Source organism: Streptomyces endocoffeicus, assembly GCF_016741935.1.
Lineage (GTDB): Bacteria > Actinomycetota > Actinomycetes > Streptomycetales > Streptomycetaceae > Streptomyces > Streptomyces endocoffeicus.
Genome location: NZ_JAERRG010000001.1, coordinates 1,533,523 through 1,554,587, shown reverse-complemented (window position 1 = coordinate 1,554,587; position 21,065 = coordinate 1,533,523). Strand labels below are relative to the sequence as shown.

At 72.1% G+C, this 21,065-nt stretch carries 12 protein-coding genes; 8 read left to right on the top strand and 4 right to left on the bottom strand.

The genetic code is table 11. The annotated features are described in order from the left end of the window. Positions 1-8 precede the first annotated feature (8 nt). A complete protein-coding gene (gene cobN, locus JK364_RS05745; RefSeq protein ID WP_201848939.1) occupies positions 9-3,671 on the top strand; it encodes a cobaltochelatase subunit CobN in 3,663 nt (1,220 codons plus the stop codon). A gap of 62 nt (positions 3,672-3,733) precedes the next feature. On the opposite strand, the gene JK364_RS05740 is transcribed toward cobN, so the two are convergent. Further along, the gene (locus tag JK364_RS05740; protein WP_201848074.1) at positions 3,734-3,988 is read right to left on the bottom strand and encodes a hypothetical protein; all 255 of its coding nucleotides are present in this window, start codon (positions 3,986-3,988) and stop codon (positions 3,734-3,736) included. Positions 3,989-4,305: 317 nt separating this feature from the next. On the opposite strand from JK364_RS05740, the gene JK364_RS05735 reads away from it, so the two are divergent. Beyond that, the gene (locus tag JK364_RS05735; protein ID WP_201848072.1) at positions 4,306-5,304 is read left to right on the top strand and encodes a cation diffusion facilitator family transporter; all 999 of its coding nucleotides are present in this window, start codon (positions 4,306-4,308) and stop codon (positions 5,302-5,304) included. 93 nt (positions 5,305-5,397) lie between these two features. Here the strand turns inward: JK364_RS05735 and JK364_RS56885 are convergent, their stop codons facing one another. Together JK364_RS56885 and JK364_RS56880 are read right to left on the bottom strand one after the other, a co-directional pair. Further along, positions 5,398-5,526 carry a hypothetical protein gene (locus tag JK364_RS56885; RefSeq protein ID WP_269146172.1) on the bottom strand — a complete coding sequence of 43 codons (129 nt, stop codon included), beginning with the start codon at positions 5,524-5,526 and terminating at the stop codon, positions 5,398-5,400. A 167-nt stretch (positions 5,527-5,693) separates the two neighbouring features. Continuing rightward, positions 5,694-10,328 carry an HAD-IC family P-type ATPase gene (locus JK364_RS56880; RefSeq protein ID WP_307841163.1) on the bottom strand — a complete coding sequence of 1,545 codons (4,635 nt, stop codon included), beginning with the start codon at positions 10,326-10,328 and terminating at the stop codon, positions 5,694-5,696. A 105-nt stretch (positions 10,329-10,433) separates the two neighbouring features. On the opposite strand from JK364_RS56880, the gene JK364_RS05725 reads away from it, so the two are divergent. Further along, positions 10,434-10,754 (top strand): hypothetical protein, encoded by a 321-nt coding sequence (locus tag JK364_RS05725; protein WP_201848070.1) that lies wholly within the window; start codon positions 10,434-10,436, stop codon positions 10,752-10,754. A 50-nt stretch (positions 10,755-10,804) separates the two neighbouring features. Here the strand turns inward: JK364_RS05725 and JK364_RS05720 are convergent, their stop codons facing one another. Continuing rightward, a complete protein-coding gene (locus tag JK364_RS05720; RefSeq protein WP_201848068.1) occupies positions 10,805-12,250 on the bottom strand; it encodes a lipase maturation factor family protein in 1,446 nt (481 codons plus the stop codon). A gap of 296 nt (positions 12,251-12,546) precedes the next feature. On the opposite strand from JK364_RS05720, the gene JK364_RS05715 reads away from it, so the two are divergent. The 5 genes from JK364_RS05715 to rfbB all read left to right on the top strand — a co-directional run bounded on the left by JK364_RS05715 (position 12,547) and on the right by rfbB (position 20,893). Continuing rightward, complete coding sequence (locus JK364_RS05715; protein WP_201848067.1) at positions 12,547-13,587, top strand: 3-oxoacyl-ACP synthase III family protein; 1,041 nt, start codon at positions 12,547-12,549, stop codon at positions 13,585-13,587. A gap of 80 nt (positions 13,588-13,667) precedes the next feature. Beyond that, positions 13,668-15,386 carry a 3-hydroxyacyl-CoA dehydrogenase family protein gene (locus tag JK364_RS05710; RefSeq protein ID WP_201848065.1) on the top strand — a complete coding sequence of 573 codons (1,719 nt, stop codon included), beginning with the start codon at positions 13,668-13,670 and terminating at the stop codon, positions 15,384-15,386. Positions 15,387-16,019: 633 nt separating this feature from the next. Next, positions 16,020-18,896 carry a helix-turn-helix transcriptional regulator gene (locus JK364_RS05705; RefSeq protein WP_230991316.1) on the top strand — a complete coding sequence of 959 codons (2,877 nt, stop codon included), beginning with the start codon at positions 16,020-16,022 and terminating at the stop codon, positions 18,894-18,896. Positions 18,897-19,032: 136 nt separating this feature from the next. Beyond that, a complete protein-coding gene (gene rfbA, locus JK364_RS05700) occupies positions 19,033-19,905 on the top strand; it encodes a glucose-1-phosphate thymidylyltransferase RfbA (protein ID WP_201848935.1) in 873 nt (290 codons plus the stop codon). Between the two features lie 13 nt (positions 19,906-19,918). Then, a complete protein-coding gene (gene rfbB, locus JK364_RS05695; protein ID WP_201848061.1) occupies positions 19,919-20,893 on the top strand; it encodes a dTDP-glucose 4,6-dehydratase in 975 nt (324 codons plus the stop codon). Positions 20,894-21,065 lie beyond the last annotated feature (172 nt).

The following is a 21,065-nucleotide window of genomic DNA, read 5'->3' as shown; positions in this document are numbered from 1 at the left end:
TGCGCCGCATGATTCTGCTGCTGTCGACGTCCGACACCGACCTGCTCAGCGCCCGTGCCGCCACGGGCCCGGTGCCGTACCGCCTCGCCAACCCGGCCCGCCTCGCCCTCGATGACCTCCCCGGCCTGCTCGACGGCGCCGAACTCGTCGTCGTACGGCTCCTCGGCGGCATCCGCGCCTGGCAGGAGGGGCTCGACACGCTGCTCGCGGGCGACCTGCCCGTCGTGGTCCTCAGCGGTGAACAGGCGCCGGACGCCCAGCTCATGGAGGCGTCCACGGTCCCGGTCGGCATCGCCGCCGAGGCCCACGCCTATCTCGCCCACGGCGGGCCCGGCAACCTGGACCAGCTGGCCCGGTTCCTCTCCGACACCGTGCTGCTCACCGGCCATGGCTTCGAACCGCCCGCGCCCGCGCCCACCTGGGGTCCGCTGGAGCGCACCGGCCACCCGGCCGCCCCGGGCGACGCCGCTGCCCCGGGCGACGCCGCCGCCCCGACCATCGCGGTGCTCTACTACCGCGCCCACCACATGAGCGGCAACACCGCCTTCGTGGAGGCCCTGTGCCGCGCCGTGGAGGACGCCGGGGGCCGCCCGCTGCCGCTGTTCGTCGCCTCGCTGCGCGCCCCCGAACCCGAGCTGATCGAGGCCCTCGGCGCGGCCGACGCCATCGTCACCACCGTGCTCGCGGCCGGTGGCACCCGCCCCGCCGAGGCCTCCGCGGGCGGCGACGACGAGGCGTGGGACGCGGGCGCGCTCACCGCGCTCGACGTGCCCGTACTCCAGGCGCTGTGCCTGACCTCGCCGCGCGCCACGTGGGAGGAGAGCGACGAGGGGCTGTCGCCGCTGGACGCCGCGACCCAGGTCGCCGTCCCCGAGTTCGACGGGCGGCTCATCACCGTGCCGTTCTCGTTCAAGGAGGTGGACGAGGACGGTCTGCCGGTCTATGCCGCCGATGCCGAGCGCGCCGCGCGTGTCGCCGGAATCGCGGTACGACACGCCCGGCTCCGCCACATCCCCGCCGCCGACAAGCGCCTCGCGCTCGTCCTCTCCGCCTACCCCACCAAGCACTCCCGGATCGGCAACGCCGTCGGCCTCGACACGCCCGCGAGCGCCGTCGCCCTGCTGCGCCGGCTGCGCGCCGAAGGCTACGACCTCGGCCCCGAGGAAGGGCCGGACGCGCTCCCGGGCCTGGTCTCCGGCGAGGGCGACGAGCTGATCTACGCCCTCATCGAGGCGGGCGGCCACGACCAGGAGTGGCTCACCGAGGAGCAGCTCGCCCGCAACCCCGTCCGCATCCCGGCCGCCGACTACCGCCGCTGGTACGCCACGCTGCCCCGCGAGCTCCGGGACGCGGTCGAGGAGCACTGGGGCCCGCCGCCCGGCGAGATGTTCGTGGACACCAGCCGCGACCCCGAGGGCGAGATCGTGCTGGCCGCGTTGCGCCGCGGCAACCTCCTGGTGGTCATCCAGCCGCCGCGCGGCTTCGGCGAGAACCCCATCGCCATCTACCACGACCCCGATCTGCCGCCCTCGCACCACTATCTGGCCGCCTACCGCTGGATGGCCACCGCGCGGACGGACGGCGGCTTCGGCGCCGACGCCATGGTCCACCTGGGCAAACACGGCAACCTGGAGTGGCTGCCGGGCAAGAACGCCGGACTGTCCGCCGCCTGCGGCCCCGACGCCGCGCTCGGCGATCTGCCGCTGATCTACCCCTTCCTGGTCAACGACCCGGGCGAGGGCACCCAGGCCAAGCGCCGCGTCCACGCCACCCTGGTCGACCACCTCGTGCCGCCGATGGCCCGAGCCGACTCCTACGGCGACATCGCGCGGCTGGAGCAGCTGCTGGACGAGTACGCGGCCATCTCCGCGATGGACCCGGCCAAGCTCCCCGCCATCCGCGCCCAGATCTGGACCCTCATCCAGGCCGCCCGGCTCGACCACGACCTGGGCCTGGAGCAGCGGCCGGACGACGACGGCTTCGACGACTTCCTGCTGCACGTCGACGGCTGGCTGTGCGAGGTCAAGGACGCCCAGATCCGCGACGGACTGCATGTCCTGGGCGGCGCGCCGACCGGCCCCGAGCGCGTCAACCTCGTACTGGCCATCCTCCGCGCCCGCCAGATCTGGGGCGGTACGTCCGCGCTCCCCGGTCTGCGCGAGGCGCTCGGCCTGGACGAGTCGGCCGCCACCCGCACCGGCGCCGACGAGGCCGAGGAGCGGGCCCGCGCGCTGGTCCAGGCGATGGAGGACGCCGCATGGGCCCCGGAGGCCGTCGAGAAGGCCGTCCTCACCCTGCCCGATGAGCAGCGCCCCGCGGTCTCCGCGGTCCTCGACTTCGCCGCCCGCGAGGTGGTACCCCGGCTGGCCGCCACGACGGACGAGATCGACCACGCCGTGCACGCGCTGAACGGCGGCTTCGTCCCGGCCGGGCCGTCCGGCTCGCCGCTGCGCGGACTGGTCAACGTCCTGCCGACCGGCCGCAACTTCTACTCCGTCGACCCCAAGGCCGTGCCCAGCAGGCTGGCCTGGGAGACCGGCCAGGCCCTCGCCGATTCGCTCCTGGAGCGCTACCGCGCGGACAACGACGGTCAGTGGCCGAAGTCCGTCGGCCTCTCGCTGTGGGGGACGAGCGCGATGCGCACCTCCGGCGACGATGTGGCCGAGGCGCTGGCGCTGCTGGGCATCCGGCCGGTGTGGGACGACGCCTCGCGGCGGGTGACGGGACTCGAACCCGTACCCCTCGACCAGCTGGGCCGCCCGCGTGTCGATGTCACCCTGCGCATCAGCGGGTTCTTCCGGGACGCCTTCCCGCATGTCGTCGGGCTGCTGGACGACGCCGTACGGCTCGCCGCCTCCCTCGACGAGAGCGACGACGACAACTACGTACGGGCACACACCCGCGCCGACCTCGCCGCGCACGGTGACGAGCGCCGTGCCACCACCCGGATCTTCGGCTCCCGACCCGGCACCTACGGCGCCGGACTGCTCCAGCTCATCGACAGCCGCGACTGGCGCACCGACGCCGACCTCGCCGAGGTCTACACGGTCTGGGGCGGCTACGCCTACGGCCGCGGGCTCGAGGGGCGCCCGGCGCGGGCGGAGATGGAGAGCGCCTACCGCCGGATCGCGGTCGCGGCCAAGAACACCGACACCCGCGAGCACGACATCGCCGACTCCGACGACTACTTCCAGTACCACGGTGGCATGGTGGCCACCGTGCGCGCCCTGAAGGGCACCGCGCCCGCCGCGTACATCGGCGACTCCACCCGCCCCGAGACGGTCCGCACCCGCACCCTCCACGAGGAGACCTCACGGGTCTTCCGCGCCCGGGTGGTCAACCCGCGCTGGATCGAGGCGATGCGCCGCCACGGCTACAAGGGCGCCTTCGAACTCGCCGCGACGGTCGACTACCTCTTCGGCTACGACGCGACCACGGGCGTGGTCGCCGACTGGATGTACGACAAGCTCGCCCAGACCTATCTGCTCGACCCGGAGAACCGCGCCTTCCTGGAGGAGGCCAACCCCTGGGCGCTGCACGGCATGGCCGAGCGGCTGCTGGAGGCCGAGAGCCGCGGGCTGTGGGACGAGCCCGACCCGGAGGTGCTGGAGCGGGTGCGGGAGCTGTACCTGGAGACGGAGGGCGGCCTGGAGGGCGGGGACGAGGAGTAGGCGCGTCCGCCGCGTCCCCGCGCGTCCCGCGCGGTGAGCCGGGCGGTGGATCCGGCCGCTGCTCAGTCGGCGGACGGGCGCGCCGCCGGGCGGGTCGCCGCCCGGATCCGGTCCGGCCAGGGGGGACAGTTGACCAGTTCGGTCCACTCGCGGTCGTAGCGCCCGGGCACCGCGCGCCCCGCGGAGGCCCAGCGCTCGACCAGCGCCGCGTAGATCGGTACGGATGTGGATGTGTGAACGGTCTGATGAACCGTTCCGTCGCCTTCGGTGCTCCGGTCCAGCGCTCTGCTCGGCTGCGAGAGAGAACGGCGTCGCATCGTCGTCGTCATATTCGGACAACGCGCCCTGCCCCGCCGGGTCACCTTCCGCCCGCCGGTCTCACCCGCATCGGCGTGGTGTCGCACATGTCAGCGACTGCCCGGTGACCTGACCCGGCGGCCCCACGCTGACCCGCCCGGACGACCGGTCCGTCCCCCTTTTGGCACCGCGAAATGAAAAGCATTGCCGCATTCATAAAGCCCATTCGGCGCCGGGGCAAGAGTTTATTGATAACCGTGTCCATTGCAGCCTTTGGCGAATTCCCCTCGGGCCTGTTTCAATTGCGCTGTCCCGAAGACGATCCGAGGAGGAGCCGGTGGGAGCTCATGCGCACGGACCCGACGAGGGGCACGGCGGGCCTGGCCACGGCGGCCACAGCCACGGGGTGGCGGAGAACGCCGACCGCCGGTGGCTGACCCTTGCCCTCGCGCTGATCAGCGGCTTCATGGCGGTGGAGGTCGTCGTCGGGATCATCGCCCGCTCCGTGGCGCTGCTGTCCGACGCGGCCCATATGCTCACCGACGCCGCCTCGATCGTTCTCGCCCTCATCGCGATCCGGCTCTCGGCGCGCCCCGCACGTGGCGGATACACCTATGGGCTCAAGCGGTCGGAAATCCTTTCCGCCCAGGCCAATGGGCTTTCCCTGTTGCTGCTCGGTGCCTATCTCGGCTACGAGAGTGTGGGACGGCTGATCGATCCGCCCGAGGTGACCGGTGGTCTGGTGCTGATCACCGCGCTGGTCGGTGTGGTGGTGAATCTCGCGGCCGCGTGGTGCATGTCGAAGGCGAACCGCTCCTCGCTCAATGTCGAGGGCGCCTTCCAGCATGTGCTCAACGATCTCTACGCCTTCATCGCCACCGCCGTCGCGGGGCTGGTGGTGGTGGTGACGGGCTTCGCCCGGGCCGACGCGATCGCCGGTCTGCTGGTGGTGCTCCTCATGATCAAGGCGGGCGTGGAACTGCTGCGGGCCTCCGGCCGGGTGCTGCTGGAGGCGGCCCCCGCCGGCGTCGAGCCCGATGAGGTGGGCGGCCGGCTGGTCGCCCATGGGCAGGTGGCCGAGGTGCACGATCTGCATGTCTGGCAGATCACCTCGGGCGAGGTCTCGCTCTCCGCCCATGTCCTGGTGGCGGCGGGCGGCGACTGCCACGCCGTCCGGGAGGACCTGGAGGCGGTGTTGAGCGGTGAGTACGGGATCACCCACACCACGCTGCAGGTGGACCATCTGGACGAGCCCGCCGAACGGGGACGTCTCGACGGGGAGCACTGTCCGACCGCCCACGGCCCGGTGCACCGGGCCGCGTCGTACGGCCACTGAACAGTCGTACGGCCACCGAGCAGTCGTACGGCCACCGGGCAGGGGTCCGGGAACGGCCGGCGGTTCCGGGGAACGGCCGGCGGGTAGGCCGGGTCAGGCCGCGGCCGGGGCGGCGGTTGGCCTGAAGGCGGCGGTCAGGAGCGTCTTCGCGAGCTGGGCGACCAACGCCTCGAGTGCGAGCTGGGCCAGCTTGACCAGGACGGTCGTGAGAATGTCGGCCATGAGTACCTCACTGGATGGAACACGATCGGAAGCGAGGCATCCGCTTCCAGTTCCATAGCCTGACCGGGGCCGGAGAGCGGGCGGCGCACATCGGGTGAGCGTCCGGTTAACGAACGGAAAGATCTGGGTGAGAAAAGCCCGGGATGTCCCGCTCTCGGGCTCCGTCCTCAGACCGCGAGCGGCACCCGCCGGGGGAAGAGCAGCCGCGGCGCGACGGCCGCCCCCACGGTGGCGGCGGCCGAGCAGCCACCGACGATCGACCAGGCCATCGGACCCAGCGGCGTACAGCCGAAGAAGTGGCTGACCACCGGCGTCTCCACGATGGCGAACAGCGTGGCCGCCGAGGCGACGCTGGTGATCAGCACCAGGGGGCTGTGCCAGTCGGTCATGAACGTCTGGCCCAGCTGGGTGCCGACCAGCGCCGCGAGCCCCATGGTGCTCGCCCGCCGGGCCCGGCCCGTCATCCGCCCGCACTGCCAGGCCGCCGCGGCGCCCAGCGCGGTGGCACTGCCGCGCACCGCGAGGATACGGCCCAGATCGGAGCCGAACAGCGCCGATGACGGGCCGCCGACCAGCGGGTCCTCACCGGACTTGTGCTCCCGGGCCCGAGCGAGGGCCACCGCGAGGGCGGGCAGCATGTCGGTCAGCAGATTCACCAGCAGCAGCTGACGGGTGCCCAGCGGCGCCCGCCCGGCCACCGCCGCGCCCAGGAGGGTGAACGCGACCTCGCCCGCGTTCCCGCCGACCAGGATCGCCACCGCGTCCCGCACACTGCGCCACAGCGCCCTGCCCTCCCGCAGCGCGTCGAGGATCCGGGTCGGGTCCGGGTCGGTGAGCACCAGGTCCGCCGCGGCGCGGGCCGAGGCCGAGCCGTGGGCGGACAGCCCGATGCCGATGTCCGCGAGGCGGATGGCGGCCGCGTCGTTCACCCCGTCCCCGGTCATGGCCACCACCTGTCCGGCCTGCCGCAGCGCCTGGACGATACGGACCTTGTGCTCGGGGGAGACCCGGGCGAAGACGGTGGCACGGGCGATCCGCTCGACCCGCTCGCCTTCGGGCAGGGTGTCCAGCTCCGCCCCGGTGAGCACCGGCTCGGCGTCCGGGATGCCCAGCTCCCGGGCGATGGCGACCGCCGTGGTCGGATGGTCGCCGGTGACCATGGCGACGCGCACCCCGGCGTCCGTCAGCCGCTTGACGGTCTCGGCGGCGCCCGGCCGCGTGGTGTCGGCGATGGCGATGAAGCCCAGCAGCGTCAGCTCCCGGGCGATCTCGGCCACCTCCGCCGTCGGCGTGTCGGACGCGGCGGGCCGGGTCTCGGCCACCGCCAGCACCCGGAGTCCGTCGGAGGCCAGCGAGTACAGCAGGCGCTCGGTGGCGCGCCGCCGCTCCGGGGTCAGCGGCACGGTGTCGTCCGCCGCCCCCGGGCTCAGGGCGTACGCGCACCGGGCGAGCACGATCTCGGGCGCGCCCTTGACGGCCAGGTGCGGGCGCCCGGACTGGGTGCCCAGACACGCCGAGAAGCCCCGGCTGGCCTCGAAGGGCAGCTCGGACACCGGACGCCAGGTGCCGTCCCCGTGGCAGTGCGCCGCCGCCGCGTCGATGACGGCCTGGTCGGTGGCGTGGGCCAGCGCCCGCCCGCCCTCGGGCTCGGGACACGCCCGGGCCGCCGTGCGCAGCAGCCGCTTGCCCAGCGCACCGCGGGTCGGCAGTTCCTGGTCGTACCCGGCGACCCGGGCCACGGCCAGCCGGCCCTCGGTCAGGGTCCCGGTCTTGTCGAAGCAGACGACGTCCACCCGGCCCAGGGCCTCCAGCACCCGCGGCGAGCGCGTCAGCACCCCGCGGTGCGAAAGCCGGCGCGCCGCGGCGGACTGCGCCACCGTGGCCACCAGCGGCAGCCCCTCGGGCACGGCGGCCACCGCGATGGCCACTCCGGTGGACAGCGCCTCGCGCACCGGCACCCCGTGCACCAGCCCCAGCAGGGTGACGGCGGCACCGCCGAGGCCGGTGGCGGGCAGCGCGACCTTGGTCAGCGCGGCCAGCCGGCCCTCGATCCCGATGGGCGCGGTGGCGCGTCCGGCCAGTTCGGCGGCGCGCCCGGCCTCGGTCTGCGCCCCGGCGGCCACGACCACGGCGTATCCGGTTCCGGCGAGCACCGTGCAGCCCTGGTAGAGCATGCAGGACCGGTCCGCCAGATCAGCGCCCGGCGTGGCGGCCGGGTCCTTGGCGACCGGTCCGGACTCGCCGGTCAGCCCGGCCTCGTCCAGCTCCAGCCGGTCGCTCACCAGCAGCCGGGCATCGGCCGGTACGACGTCCGAGGGCCGCAGCGCGATGATGTCCCCGACCCGGAGCTCCTCGGCGGCCACCGTACGCACCGGGGCGGTGGTCAGCCCCGCGAAGAACACCTCACGGTCCGCCGTCACCCCGTCCGCCAGGGACATCGCGGGCGCCCAGTCGACCAGCCGGCCGTTCATCCGCTCGCTCAGCAGCAGGCCGCGCAGCGAGCGCTCGGCCCGGAGCCGCTGTGCGCCGCTGATCACCGCGTTGCCCGCCATCACGCTGATGACGAGGAAGGAGTCCACCCCGGATCCCACCGCCGCGGAGGCCGCCGCGCCGAGCGCCAGCACCGGGGTGAGCGGATCGTGCAGCTCCTCGCGCACCGCGTGCACCAGCGAGACGGCGTTCCGGGTCAGGGCCGCGAACCGGGCCGGGCCGGGCCCCGCCGCACCGGGCGCCCCGGCCCGTACGACCGTCCCGGCGGCCCTGCGGACGGGCCGCACCCCGGCGGCCCACAGCGCCGGGGAAGTCCGCGACGCGCCCGGGTCCCCGGAGCCCGCGCCGCGCGACGCGCCCGAGCCGTCGGGCGGCTCCGTCCCGTTCTCCCGGAACGCGCACAGCACACTCAGGGTCTCCCGCGCCCCCAGAGCATGCCAGTTGCCGCGGACGCGGGGCGCCGGCGCCGGTCGGCGCTCCACCCGGCGCGCCGCGCCGATCCCGCCGAGCATGGCCAGGAACGCCGCGCTGTACACCGGGGAGGTGGCCAGCCCGGCCACCGCGGGCCGGGTCCCCGCCGCGGCGATCAGCGCGCCGAGCGCGGATCCGCCCATCGACAGCCGGGCCGACCGCCGGCTGACCGAGCGCGCGTCCTCCAGGGCCCGCAGGACACGCCAGGCGTGGACCAGCCCCGGGCCGCAGAGCAGATCGGCCGACCAGCACACCCGGCCCGCACCGCGCGCCGTGACGGCCACGCCGAGATCCGCCACGCCCAGCGCCTCGTCGTCCTCGCCGCTGATCACCAACACGCCGTGGTCCTCGATCTGCAGCCGGCGCACCGTGTCGGGAAGCGACACGCCGAGGGGGAGCAGCTCATCGGCCCATGGAGCGATCTCGTCCGTGCTGGCGTGGCTGGTGAGCACCAGGCGCCGCGCACCGGAGCGGGCCGCCGCCACCAGGGCGTCGGCCAGCGGGTCGAGTTCGCAGCCGATCCGGATCCGGGCCTGTCGCCGGCCGTCCTCGCCGTGCAGATCCGCGGTCAGGGCCAGCGGGCTCGCCGGGCGCGCCGCGGGGAGATCGGCGGGCCGCTCCAGCCGCCACGGGCCGCGCGTCCAGGGCCCCGCACCGGACAGCTCCCGCAGCGTGCGGCGGTCCAGGACGGACTGCGCGGCGCTCCACGCCTCGGCCTCCCCCAGGTCGCCCACGGTGGTGACCGACAGCAGCCGCGGCCGGCCGGCGCACAGCACCCGCGCGTCGATCAGCACCGCCGACACGCGGTCCAGCAGCCGCAGCGCGGTGCCGTCCATGGGCACCACGCCGTCGCGCGCCAGCACATCGCCCAGCCGGGCGGCGAACGCCTCCCGGCCCATGGCGGCCGCCTTCGGCACCGTGGCCAGCAGCGCCTTGGCGGACTGCTCGAGGTCGCGGGTCCACGCCAGCAGCCCGCCCGCACCGGACAGCGAGGCCAGCGAGGTGCGGTCGACACAGGTCTCCACCGGCCCGGAGGGCAGCGGCGTGGGCCGGGGGGCGGGCGGGTGCGAGCGCGCCGGGAGCCCATCGCCGTCCGCCACCAACTCTGGTTCCCGGCGCTGCCATACGACCTGCCGGCCGCGGATCTCGGCGAGTTGCAGCACACGCTGCAGCGCGTCCAGGGCGAGCGGGGCCTCACCCCTGGTCAGGGCGTGCACCACGGCGTTCGACACGCCGATCAGGGTGTCGGCGTGGGCACGGCCGAGGCGGGACTCCAGCAGACCGCGCACCCGCGGCTGGAGCTCCGCCATCACGGTCGGGATCCGCAGCGCGGGGGAGAGGGCGGGCCGCATCGCCACCCGCCGGATCGTGGCCGTCATCAGCCCCAGGCAGTCGGCGGCGAGCGCGGTCGCGGCCAGCGTCGCCGGGGCGGAGGCGAACGGCGGTTGCGGACGGCCCGCCGGGAAGGTGTCCGCGTCCGTCCCATGGGCCTCCTCGACGCGCTCGACCACCTCCAGCACGTCGTCCGGACCGAGCCGGTCCTCGTCGAAGTCGACCAGGACCTGGCCCAGCGCCGCGTTCACCCCGGCCCAGTTGACGCCCGCCACCCGCCGCAGCGCGTCCTCCAGCTCCCGGACCAGCCGCTCATGGCCCTCGCCGTGGCCGGTCAGCCCGCGTACCTCCACATGGGCCCGGCCCGCCCGCGCCCACACCCTCCGGCCGCCGCGCCGGTCGCCGGTGTCCCGCAGGACGTCGGTGATGTCCGCGAGCCGCATCCGCAGACCGTTCATTCCGCGGGACGGTGCGGAGACGAGGCCCGTGAGCGTCGTGATGGGCAGCACAGGCTGCTCTCCCCTCGGTCCTGATATGCCGTGATCTTAAAATCGGTCTATATTTACCTAATTCCGTCACAAAGTAACCAACGGGACGTCCGGTAGGAGGAAGGCGTGAGCGCAGCGACGACATCCAAGACCACCGATACCCGGAAGACGGGCCCGACTTCGCGGAAGAAGGGCGACCGCACGGTCACCTTCACCGTCCCCCGTGCCGCCGTGGCCACGGCGAACGTCGCCAAGGTGCCGATCAGGACCGCACGGCGGGTCCTGCCCGCCAAGGGCGGGCTGCCGCTCTACCTCGGCCTCGGCGCGATGGGCCTCGCCGGAGTGCTCGAATGGCCGATCGCGGTGGGCGTCGGCGTCGGCTACGCCGTGCTGCGCAACCCCCCGCCCGGCGCCGAGACCCCGAACGTCAAGGGCGCCACCGCCTGAGCGGAGTGGGCCTTGGCCCACCAGCCGGCTCGGCCTCACCCGGCCTGGTGTCACGCCCGTGACGAGCCGTGATCCTCCAGCCTGACCGGCGGCAGGAACTCGCTCAGCAGGGTGCGGTGCCACCAGGCCCCGGTGGCCCGCCGCTCCGCCCGGGTAGTGAAGCGGTAGAGATACAGCCGCGCCCGCAGATGGGTGGGCGGCGTCCCCGGGAACGGATTGACCCGCAGCAGCTTCACCGTCGCCCGGTCGTTGACCAGCAGCTTGCCGATCAGCGGGGCGAACCAGGACCCGGCGTAGCCCGGTGAGAGCCCCGCGAACCACATCATCCAGTCCAGCCGCAGATGGTACGGGGCGTACTGGCGCGGCAACCGGCGCACATCGCCCGGCTTGCCCCGGAACTCGTAGTCCTGCCAGACCGTGTCCGGGGTCAGGACCGCGTCGTCGGTGCCCTGGATCACCACCTCCTGCCGGCTGCGGTTGACGCTGCCGAACGCCCCGTAGGTGTTGACCAGGTGCACCGGATTGAACGAGAAGTTCATCAGCTGACGGCCCGACAGCAGATTGCGGGCCGGCCAGTAGCTGAGCACCAGCACCAGAGCGGTGGCGGCCAGCACGGTCACCTCGTACCAGACCGGGGGAGCGGCGAGGTCCGGCGGTCCGGGCAGCCCCAGCACCTCGGCGGCCCGGCGCCCGTCGACCGCCGGGAGCGCCAGCAGGATCGTCAGCCAGTTGAGCCAGGAGAAGTTCCCCGAGGCCACCAGCCACAGCTGGGTGACCACGACGATCCCCGCGGCCACGCTCGCGACCGGCTGCGGGGTGAACAGCACCACGGGCACGATCAGCTGCGCCACATGGTTGGCCGCCGCCTCCACCCGGTGCAGCGGCTTCGGCAGATGGTGGAAGTACCAGCTCAGCGGCCCCGGCATCGGCTGGGTCTCATGGTGGTAGTACAGACAGGTCAGGTCCCGCCAGCAGCGGTCCCCACGGATCTTGATCAGCCCGGCGCCGAACTCCACCCGGAACAGCAGCCAGCGCGTCAGCCACAGGATGAGCACGGGTGGCGCGGTGTGCTCATTGCCCAGGAAGACGGCGAGGAACCCCGACTCGAGCAGCAGGGACTCCCAGCCGAAGCCGTACCACACCTGCCCCACGTTGACGATCGACAGATACAGCAGCCACAGCGCCAGCCACGCCACCATCGCGACCGCGAGCGGCGCCCGGTCCGCGGCCCCCACCAGCAGCGCGGCCGACAGCGCGGCCCCCAGCCAGGCGCAGCAGGCGAAGAACCGGTCGGAGTAGTGCAGATGGAACAGGCTGGGCGAACGGCGGAACGGCACCCGGTCCAGGAAGCGCGGCACCGGCGTCAGCCCCCGCTCGCCGAGCAGCGCCCGCCCCTGCCGGGCCGCCACCAGAAAGGCGATCAGATAGACGGCGGCCAGCCCCCGTTGGAAGACCAGCCGGCTCAGCCAGTAGTCGGATGAGGTGAACCACTCCATGGGGACCGCTCCCTGGGCCGGTGCGCCTTCGGCCTGCGTATATCCGGTACCACCTCAGACGGGTGTCCGTCAGGCGCCGGGTCATACGGCGGACCGGGTTCATTCGGTAGGGGGCGTAGGGGGGTGATGGGTTAGGGGTTATCCGTGCCGTGCCCGGTCCGTAGCGTCGAAGCCCGGCATGGATCCGGAGGGAACCACCCAATGCTTCTTCTCGAGCACTGCCGCACCCCGCGAACAGCGACGACGGCGATGGCACCGGCGACGGCGGCGGTGGCCGCGCGGGCCGGGAGATCCAGATGACCGGGCAACCGGTCCGGACATCCGGCGGGCGGCCCATCGGGATCCTCGGCACCGGCTCGTATCTGCCCGCCGAGACCGTGTCCAACGAGCTGGTGGCCGAGCGCGCGGGGGTCACTCCGGACTGGATCTCGGCGAAGACCGGGATCCACTGCCGCCGTTACGCCGCCGACCACGAGGCCACCTCCGATCTGGCCGTGGCGGCGGCCCGCGCCGCCCTCGCGGACGCCGGGATCCGTGCCGATCAGCTCGGCTGGATCGTGGTGGCCACCTCGACCCCCGATCACCCCCAGCCCGCCACCGCCTGTCTGGTGCAGCACCGGATCGGCGCGACCGGCGCCGCCGCCTTCGACCTCAACGCGGTCTGCAGCGGCTTCGTCTTCGCCCTGGTGACGGCGGCCGGGCTGCTGTCCGCCGGGGCCGCCGCCCCCGCCCCGTACGCCCTGGTGGTCGGCGCCGATGTCTACTCCCGCATCATCGACCGCACCGACCGGCGCACCGCCGTGCTCTTCGGCGACGGGGCCGGGGCGGTGGTGCTGGGGCCCGTACGCCCCGGCTACGGCCTCACCGGGTCGCTGCTCACCAGCGACGGCGCGCTCCACGAGCTGATCGAGGTAACGGCGGGCGGCAGCCGCGCCCCGGCGTCGGAGAAGACCCTCGCCGACGGGGGCCACTTCTTCCGGATGCGGGGCCGCGCGGTCGGCGAATACGTCCTGGCCGAACTGCCGCGCGCGATAGGGCGCCTGCTGGCCGCGCACCGCACGGACCCCGCGAGCGTGGACCACTTCATTCCCCATCAGGCCAATGGCGTGCTGCTGGCCAAGGCGCTTCCGGGCCTCGGACTGCCGCGGGCGCGCACTCATCTGACGGTGGCCGAGCACGGCAACACCAGCGCCGCCTCCATCCCGCTGGCGCTCGACGACGCCCGGCGGCAGGGCGTGTTCGGCGACGGGGAGTTGCTGCTGCTGGCCGGTTTCGGCGGCGGGATGTCGCTCGGCGCCGCGCTCCTCAGATGGCAGGACGGCCACCGCGGTCCATGACCAACCCAGATCACATGGCAGGACGGCCACCGCGGTCCGTGACTACCCCAAGGTCCCAGCCAGCGAAAGGACTCATCGGCATGGCACAGCGCTTCCCCACCGTCGCGGTGTTCGGGCTCGGCACCACCGGCCGCCACCTCGTGGACGCCCTGGTCCGCGGTGGCCGGCGGGTGATCGCCGTGGAGCGGGACGAACCGGCCCTGCGGCGCGGCCGGGCGGGGGTGGCCGCGCCGGAATCCGCCGTCGAGTTCACCACCGACCCGGCGGCCGCCGCCCGGGCCGATCTGGTGGTCGAGGCGGTCCCCGAACGGCTGGAGACCAAGCGCCGGCTGCTCGCCCGCGCCCACGCCGACTGCCCGCCGGAGACGGTGTTCGCCACCACGACCACCGGGCTCGCGGTGACCGAGATCGCCGTCGGCTCCGGGCGGACCGACCGCACCGTGGGGCTGCACCTCTTCCCGCTGGGCCCCGACCGCGAGCGGCCGGCGGTGGAGGTGGTGGGCACCCCGCTCACCGCGGACGCGGTCCTGGCCGACGTCCGGGAACTGGTCCGCGACCTGGGCCGGATCCCGGTGCGGGTGGCCGACCGGCCGGGCTTCGTCGGGGGCGCGCTCACCATGGCGTACCTCAACAACGCGGTGGCCATGTACGAGCGGCGCTACGCCTCGCGCGACAGCATCGACACCGCCATGACCCTGGGCTGCGGACTGCCGATGGGGCCGCTGGCCCAGCTGGACGCCATGGGCCTGGACACCGCGCGGGACTCCCTGGAGGCGCTGTACGAGCGCACCGGCGACCCGCGGTACGCGCCCGCCCCCACCCTGGCTCATATGGTGACCGCCGGTCTGCTCGGGGTGAAGGCGGGCCGCGGCTTCTACGAGTACGGGGCGGGCGGCGCGGCGCGGGGCGGGGCGACGGACGGCCTGGGCGAGCCCGTACCGGCCCGTGCGGTGCGGCGGATCGGGGTGGTGGGCTCGGGCACGATGGCCGTCGGCATCGCGGAGGTGTGCGCGCGCTCCGGCTATCCGACGGTGCTGGTGGCCCGGAGCGAGATACGCGCGAAGGAGGCCACGGCCGCGGTGGAGCGCTCGCTGGAGCGCGGGGTGCGGCGCGGCAAACTGGCGCCCGAACTGCTCACCGAGGCGATGGGCCGGCTGACCGCGGGCTGTGAACTCCAGGCACTCGGCGCCTGCGATCTGGTGGTCGAGGCCGTGGCGGAGGACATCGGCGTCAAGCGGGCCGTCTTCGCCGATCTGGACCGGGAGTGCGCACCGGGCGCGGTGCTCGCCACCTCCACCTCCAGCCTGCCCGTGATCGAGTGCGCGATGGCGACGCGGCGGCCCGAGGACGTCATCGGGATGCACTTCTTCAACCCCGCCCCGGTGATGCGGCTGGTCGAGGTGGTGCACACCGTGCTGACCTCCAAGGAGGCGCTCGGCACGGCGCACGCGGTGGCCGCGGCGCTTGGCAAGCGGGCGGTGGACTGCCCGGACCGGGCGGGCTTCATCGTCAACGCCCTGCTCTTCCCCTATCTGAACAGCGCGGTGGCGATGCTCGAGGAGGGCTGGGCCACCGCCGATGACATCGACACGGTGATGGCGGCCGGGCAGGGCTATCCGATGGGCCCGCTGCGGCTGCTGGATGTGATCGGCCTGGATGTGTCCCTCGCCATCCAGCGAACTCTGCACGGCACCTTCCGGGATCCGGCCCTGACTCCGGCCCGTCACCTCCGGCGGCTGGTCGAGGCGGGTCACCTGGGCCGCAAGGGCGGCAGGGGGCTGCACCTCCACGAGCGATAGCGGCGGGCCACGGGGGGATGCCGGGGCCGGGGACACACCTCCCCGGCCCCGGCATCCGTATGCCCGCGGCGACGACAGGGGGTACGAAGATGCCATTGGAATAGTCCAACGGCGAGGTGTGTGGCTCCGGAATTCATCGGCGCAGGAATAGGTATGCCGACTCTCTGTCCACTTTATGGCATGAGAATTCCCGGCGAATCACTTGCGGTTACCAGCGGCAACAGACATAAGAATCGCATTGGCGATCAAAACGGGCAAATAAATGTTCGAAGTGAACCCGGGGGTCCTGTGTGTATGACCACTTCGTGTCGGAGTCAAGGATGTCGGAAGCTTTCCCGGGTGCGGCCAGGGGGTCTCGTGTATGCTGGCCCTTCCGAACGAATGCCCACGTGAACGGGGGTGGCGCAGGTTGTCAGGGTGTCGGTGCACTTCGGCTTCACGGTGTTGTCCCACGTAGCGGTGTCCCGCTCGCATCGCTTTTGTCGATCGTCGGGCGGTCTGCTCAGAATTGGTAATTCGTTAACGATGATTTTACGTGCGGCGATGGTGGCGTGCCCGGTGGGCGTATAGCTTACTGGGAGGCATTCGGGCTGCCGTGAGCAGTGCTTCGCGTCGCATTCGGGGGTGCGAGCAATGGTGTTTTCATTGGCCAGAGCCAGACAATTCGACGCGCAATTCGAGAGACTTCGGCGGGCGTTTTCCAGATGCCTGACCGGGGAGGCGGGCATTGTGCTCGTCGAGGGCGCGGTCGGTTGTGGCAAGACCCATACGCTCGAAGCCGTCACGGCCCATGCGGCGAAGGCCGGAGCCCTTGTCCTCAAGGCATACGGAACCTCGGCCGACCGGGCTCCGCTCGGCACACTGCGCCAGCTCCTCGACTCGCCCCGGCTGCCCAAGGCGACCGCCGACCAGCTGCGTCAGGCACTCGACCACCGCGTTCTCGACGCCGCACCGCCCCGGGAAACCCCAGGTGGCGACCCCGCGAGCGCGAACCCGACCCATGTCCAGGGAGCCCGGGAGTTCCGCGCCGCCCTCCATGAACTCGCCTCCCGCGAACCGGTGGTGATCTGCGTCGACGAACTCCAGCTCGTCGACACGGAGTCACTTCAGTATCTGCTGTACCTGGCGACGCGTTCGCGCTCCGCCAAACTCCTCATGGTGTTCGCGCAGGCGACGGACAGCGAACAGAAAGACGCCGTCTTCAATACCGAACTGCTGCGCCAGCCCAATTTCCAGCGGCTGCGGCTGGAACGGCTGTCCTGGGATGAGACGGCACATCTGCTCACCACTCGTCTGGGGCTTCCGGATTCCACCGATGTGGCCTACACCTGGTATGAGGTGAGCGGCGGTAATCCGTTGTTGCTACGCGCGGTGATAGACGATTACCGCACCGCGGGGGCGCCCCCACGGCGCAGTCGCGCAGTGGAGCCCGTAGTGGGCGACATGTTTGTGCAAGCCGTGCTCACCTGCGTCTACCGCAGCGGCCGCACCGTCTCCCGGCTGGCCGAGGGCATCGCGGTGCTCGGGGTGTCCGCCTCCCTCGAACTCCTCGGCCGGCTGCTGCGCATCGGCCCCGCCGGAACCCGCCGCGGAGTCGCCGCGCTGGACGCGGCGGGCCTCGTCGACGGTCTCGCCTTCCGCCACCCGTATGTCGAGGCCGCGGTGCTGGAGGACATGGACCCCGAGGTCCGGCTGGACATGAACCGGCGCGCCGCCGTCCTGCTCCACCAGGGCGGCGGGGGCACCCTCGCCGTGGCCCGCCATCTGCTCGCCGCCCAGGCCGCCGACGAGCCCTGGGCGGTGCCGCTGCTGCGGGACGCCGCGCAGCAGGCGCTCGCCGAGGACGACGCCAAGCTGGCGGTGGCCTGCCTGGAGCTGGCGTACGCGGCCTGCGCGGACGAGGACCTGCGGGCCGGCATCAGGATCGGCACCGCCGGGATCATGTGGCGGCTCAACCCCTCGGCGTCCGAGCGGATGCTGGAGGAGCCGCTGGCCGCGCTGTGCGCGGACCGGCTGCCCGCCGCCCATATCGGGCGGCTGATCGAGCTGTTGCTCGCCCACGGCCGGATCGAGGAGGCGCGCGGCGCCATCGGCCGGCTCAACGCCGTCATGAGCAACGCGGGACCGACCTCGATGTCCCAGTTCCGGCTGACCGCCCGCTGGGCCCAGGAGTCCGGTGCGCAGGACCGGGCCCCCGGAGCCGCGGCGCGCCAGGGCGAGGACGGCGGCGCCTCCCGTACGCAGCTCAGATCCCGCAGACCCTCCGCGCTGTCGACGATCACCGCGGCGTTCAGCGGCTTCTTCGGCCGCGGGGGGAGCGAGGAGTCGCCGGTGGCCGCGGCGGAGAAGGTGCTCGAGGTCTCGCCGCTCACCGACGCCACCTTCGAGCCCATCGTCAACTCGGTGAACGCGCTGGTGTACGCGGGCCGCCCGGACAAGGCGGCGCCGTGGTGCGATGCGCTGATGGAGGAGGCCGAGCAGCGCCGGGCGCCGGGCTGGCGGGCCATCTTCGCCTCGATCCGCGCCGAAATCGCCCTGCGGCAGGGCAATCTCGTGGAGTCGGCGGCCTACGCGACCACCGCACTGGAGATCGTGCCCGGCCGCGACGGAAGCGTCTTCATCGGCGGCCCGCTGGCCAGCCAGATCCTGGCGTACACGGAGATGGGCAAGCACGACGCGGCGGCGCGGCATCTGAGCCGCCCGGTCCCCGAGGCGCTGTTCAAGAGCATCTACGGACTGGGCTACACCCGCGCCCGAGGCCGCTACTACCTGGCCACCAACCGCATCAACGCGGCGCTCGGCGAATTCCTCATGGCCGGCCGGCTCGCCCAGCTGTGGGAGCTCGACCAGCCGGCGCTGCTGCCCTGGCGATCGGACGCCGCCGAGGCATGGCTGGAGCTCGGCGACCGGGAGAAGGCCGCCAACCTGGTCTCCGAGCAACTGACCAGGAACGGCGCCGGGGACTCCCGGGTCCGCGGCGTCTCCCTGCGGTTACTGGCCGCGGCGGGCGACCTCGAGAACCGGTCCCGGCTGCTCGGCCAGGCCGTCGAGGAGCTGCAGTGCTCCGGCGACCGCCTGGAGCTGGCCCGGGCGCTGGACGATCTGGGACGTACGCTGCGCGGATCCGGGGAGCTGGGGCGGGCCGACGCCATCATGGGCCGGGCCTGGCGGATGGCCAAGGAGTGTGGCGCCGAGGAGCTGTGCGCCCGGATCCGCCTCGACTCCGGTCTGGAGCCCCACGATCCACGGCCGGTGGTGCGGCCGGTGTCCGGACCGCTCGGCCCGAAACGGGCGGTGCCGCCGTCCCTGGGCACCAAGCTCAGCGAATCCGAGGCCCGGGTCGCCGCCCTGGCGGTGGACGGTTATACGAACCGGGAAATAGCGGCCAGTCTGTTCATCACCATCAGCACGGTGGAACAGCATTTGACGCGGGTGTACCGCAAGCTGAATATCAGGAGCCGGCAGCAGCTGCCGACCGCGCTCCGGGCCCAGGTGGATGAAATCGCCTGAGCGACGACGGTGACGATGTCCCGCGGAAGGGGTGGCCACACGCGGCCACCCCTGTTCCATGCCCACCCCTGATTACCCCCCTATCGCGGCGGCAGACCTGGAGCGCGGGCTGATCGCGTTGATAGCTTCTGGCCGCATGAAGGGCATAGTCCTCGCCGGAGGAAGCGGTACCCGACTGCATCCTTTGACACATGCGGTGTCGAAGCAGATCCTTCCCGTCTACAACAAACCGATGATCTATTACCCGCTGTCGGTGCTCATGCTCGGCGGCGTCAGGGAAATCCAGATCATCTCGACCCCGCTCCATGTGGAGCTGTTCCGCGCGCTTCTCGGCGACGGCGGCCGGCTGGGTCTTTCGATCGAGTACGCCGAGCAGGCCGAGGCCAATGGAATCGCCGAGGCATTCATCATCGGAGCCGAGTTCATCGGCGATGACCAGGTGGCGCTGGTCCTCGGCGACAATATCTTCCACGGGCCCGGGTTTTCGAAGATGCTGCACCATGAGGCAAGCCATGTCGACGGCTGTGTGCTCTTCGGCTATGGAGTCAAGGACCCCGAGCGCTATGGCGTCGGGGAAATGGATGAGCAGGGTCGGCTGATCTCCCTCGAGGAGAAGCCGGCCGCCCCCAAATCCAATCTGGCCATCACCGGTCTGTATCTCTACGACAACGACGTCGTGGACATCGCCAAGAACGTACGGCCCTCCGCACGCGGCGAACTGGAGATCACCGACGTCAATGGCGTCTATCTGGAGCGCGGAAAGGCCCGACTGGTGGGGCTCGGCCGCGGATTCGCCTGGCTGGACACCGGAACCCATGACTCGCTGCTGCAGGCGGGCCAGTATGTGCAGCTTCTGGAGCAGCGCCAGGGCGTGCGGATCGCCTGTCTCGAGGAGATAGCCTTCCGCATGGGGTTCATCGACGCCGCCGCCTGCTATGAGCTCGGTGCGGAGCTCAGCAAGACGGACTACGGACAATATCTGATGGATATCGCGGCCAATAACCGCTGAAGGGTTGTCTCCAGTGCGCATAGTTGTGACCGGCGGCGCGGGCTTCATCGGCTCCCACTTCGTCCGGCAGACCTTGACAGGGGCGTACGCGGCCTGGGCGGACGCCCAGGTCGTGGTGGTCGACAAGCTCACCTACGCGGGCAACGAGGCCAACCTGGCCGAGGTCGCCGACAGCCCCCGGCTGCGCTTCGTGCGCGGCGACATCTGCGACGGCGAGCTCGTCGGCGAGCTGCTGCGGGACACCGATCTGGTGGTCCACTTCGCCGCGGAATCGCATGTCGACCGCTCGATATCCGGCGCCGAGGAATTCGTGCGCACCAATGTCCTGGGCACCCACACCCTCCTCAACGCGGCCGCGAACGCGGAGGTCGGAAAGTTCGTCCACATCTCCACGGACGAGGTCTACGGCTCCATCGAAAACGGCTCCTGGAGCGAGGCGGAACCACTCGAACCCAACTCGCCGTATTCCGCCTCCAAGGCATCCTCCGATCTGCTGGCCCGGGCCTTCCACCGCACCCATGGACTGCCCGTCTGTGTGACCCGCTGCTCCAACAACTACGGCCCGTACCAGCACCCCGAGAAAGTCATTCCGCTCTTCGTCACCAACCTCATGGACGGCAAACCGGTGCCGCTCTACGGCGACGGCGGAAATGTCCGGGACTGGCTGCACGTCGACGACCACTGCCGCGGTATCGCCCTGGTCGCCGAGAACGGCCGCCCGGGAGAGGTCTACAACATCGGCGGCGGCACCGAACTCACCAATCTGGAACTCACGGAACGGCTGCTCGAACTGCTCGGCGCCGACCGGTCCCTGATCGAGCGGGTGCCCGACCGCAAGGGCCATGACCGCCGTTACTCGGTGGACATCGCGAAAATCTCCGCGGAACTCGGCTACCGCCCCGAGGTGTCGTTCGAGAACGGCCTCGCGGAAACCGCCAAGTGGTACATGACACACCGCGGTTGGTGGGAACCGCTCAAGAAGATGTGACCACCCCTACACCCGGGGTTAGGGGTGGATGCGGTTAGGGGTGGTTGAGTCGACTCCCGCCCCATACCGTCGACTTCCGGATCATGGTCAGTCCAGTCGCGTCGGAATCTCAACTGAGAGAAGAGTCTGAGGTCGTGATGTCGGAGAACTCCCTGATGCGTGACGGGCACAT

Bases quoted from the DNA above. Each gene is read 5' to 3' on its own strand.
- JK364_RS05720 (WP_201848068.1), bottom strand. From the start codon at position 12,250: ATGGAGTGGTTCACCTCATCCGACTACTGGCTGAGCCGGCTGGTCTTC.
- JK364_RS56885 (WP_269146172.1), bottom strand. From the start codon at position 5,526: ATGGCCGACATTCTCACGACCGTCCTGGTCAAGCTGGCCCAGCTCGCA.
- cobN (WP_201848939.1), top strand. From the start codon at position 9: ATGATTCTGCTGCTGTCGACGTCCGACACCGACCTGCTCAGCGCCCGT.
- JK364_RS05715 (WP_201848067.1), top strand. From the start codon at position 12,547: ATGACCGGGCAACCGGTCCGGACATCCGGCGGGCGGCCCATCGGGATC.
- rfbA (WP_201848935.1), top strand. From the start codon at position 19,033: ATGAAGGGCATAGTCCTCGCCGGAGGAAGCGGTACCCGACTGCATCCT.
- JK364_RS05710 (WP_201848065.1), top strand. From the start codon at position 13,668: ATGGCACAGCGCTTCCCCACCGTCGCGGTGTTCGGGCTCGGCACCACC.
- JK364_RS05740 (WP_201848074.1), bottom strand. From the start codon at position 3,988: ATGCGACGCCGTTCTCTCTCGCAGCCGAGCAGAGCGCTGGACCGGAGC.
- JK364_RS05705 (WP_230991316.1), top strand. From the start codon at position 16,020: ATGGTGTTTTCATTGGCCAGAGCCAGACAATTCGACGCGCAATTCGAG.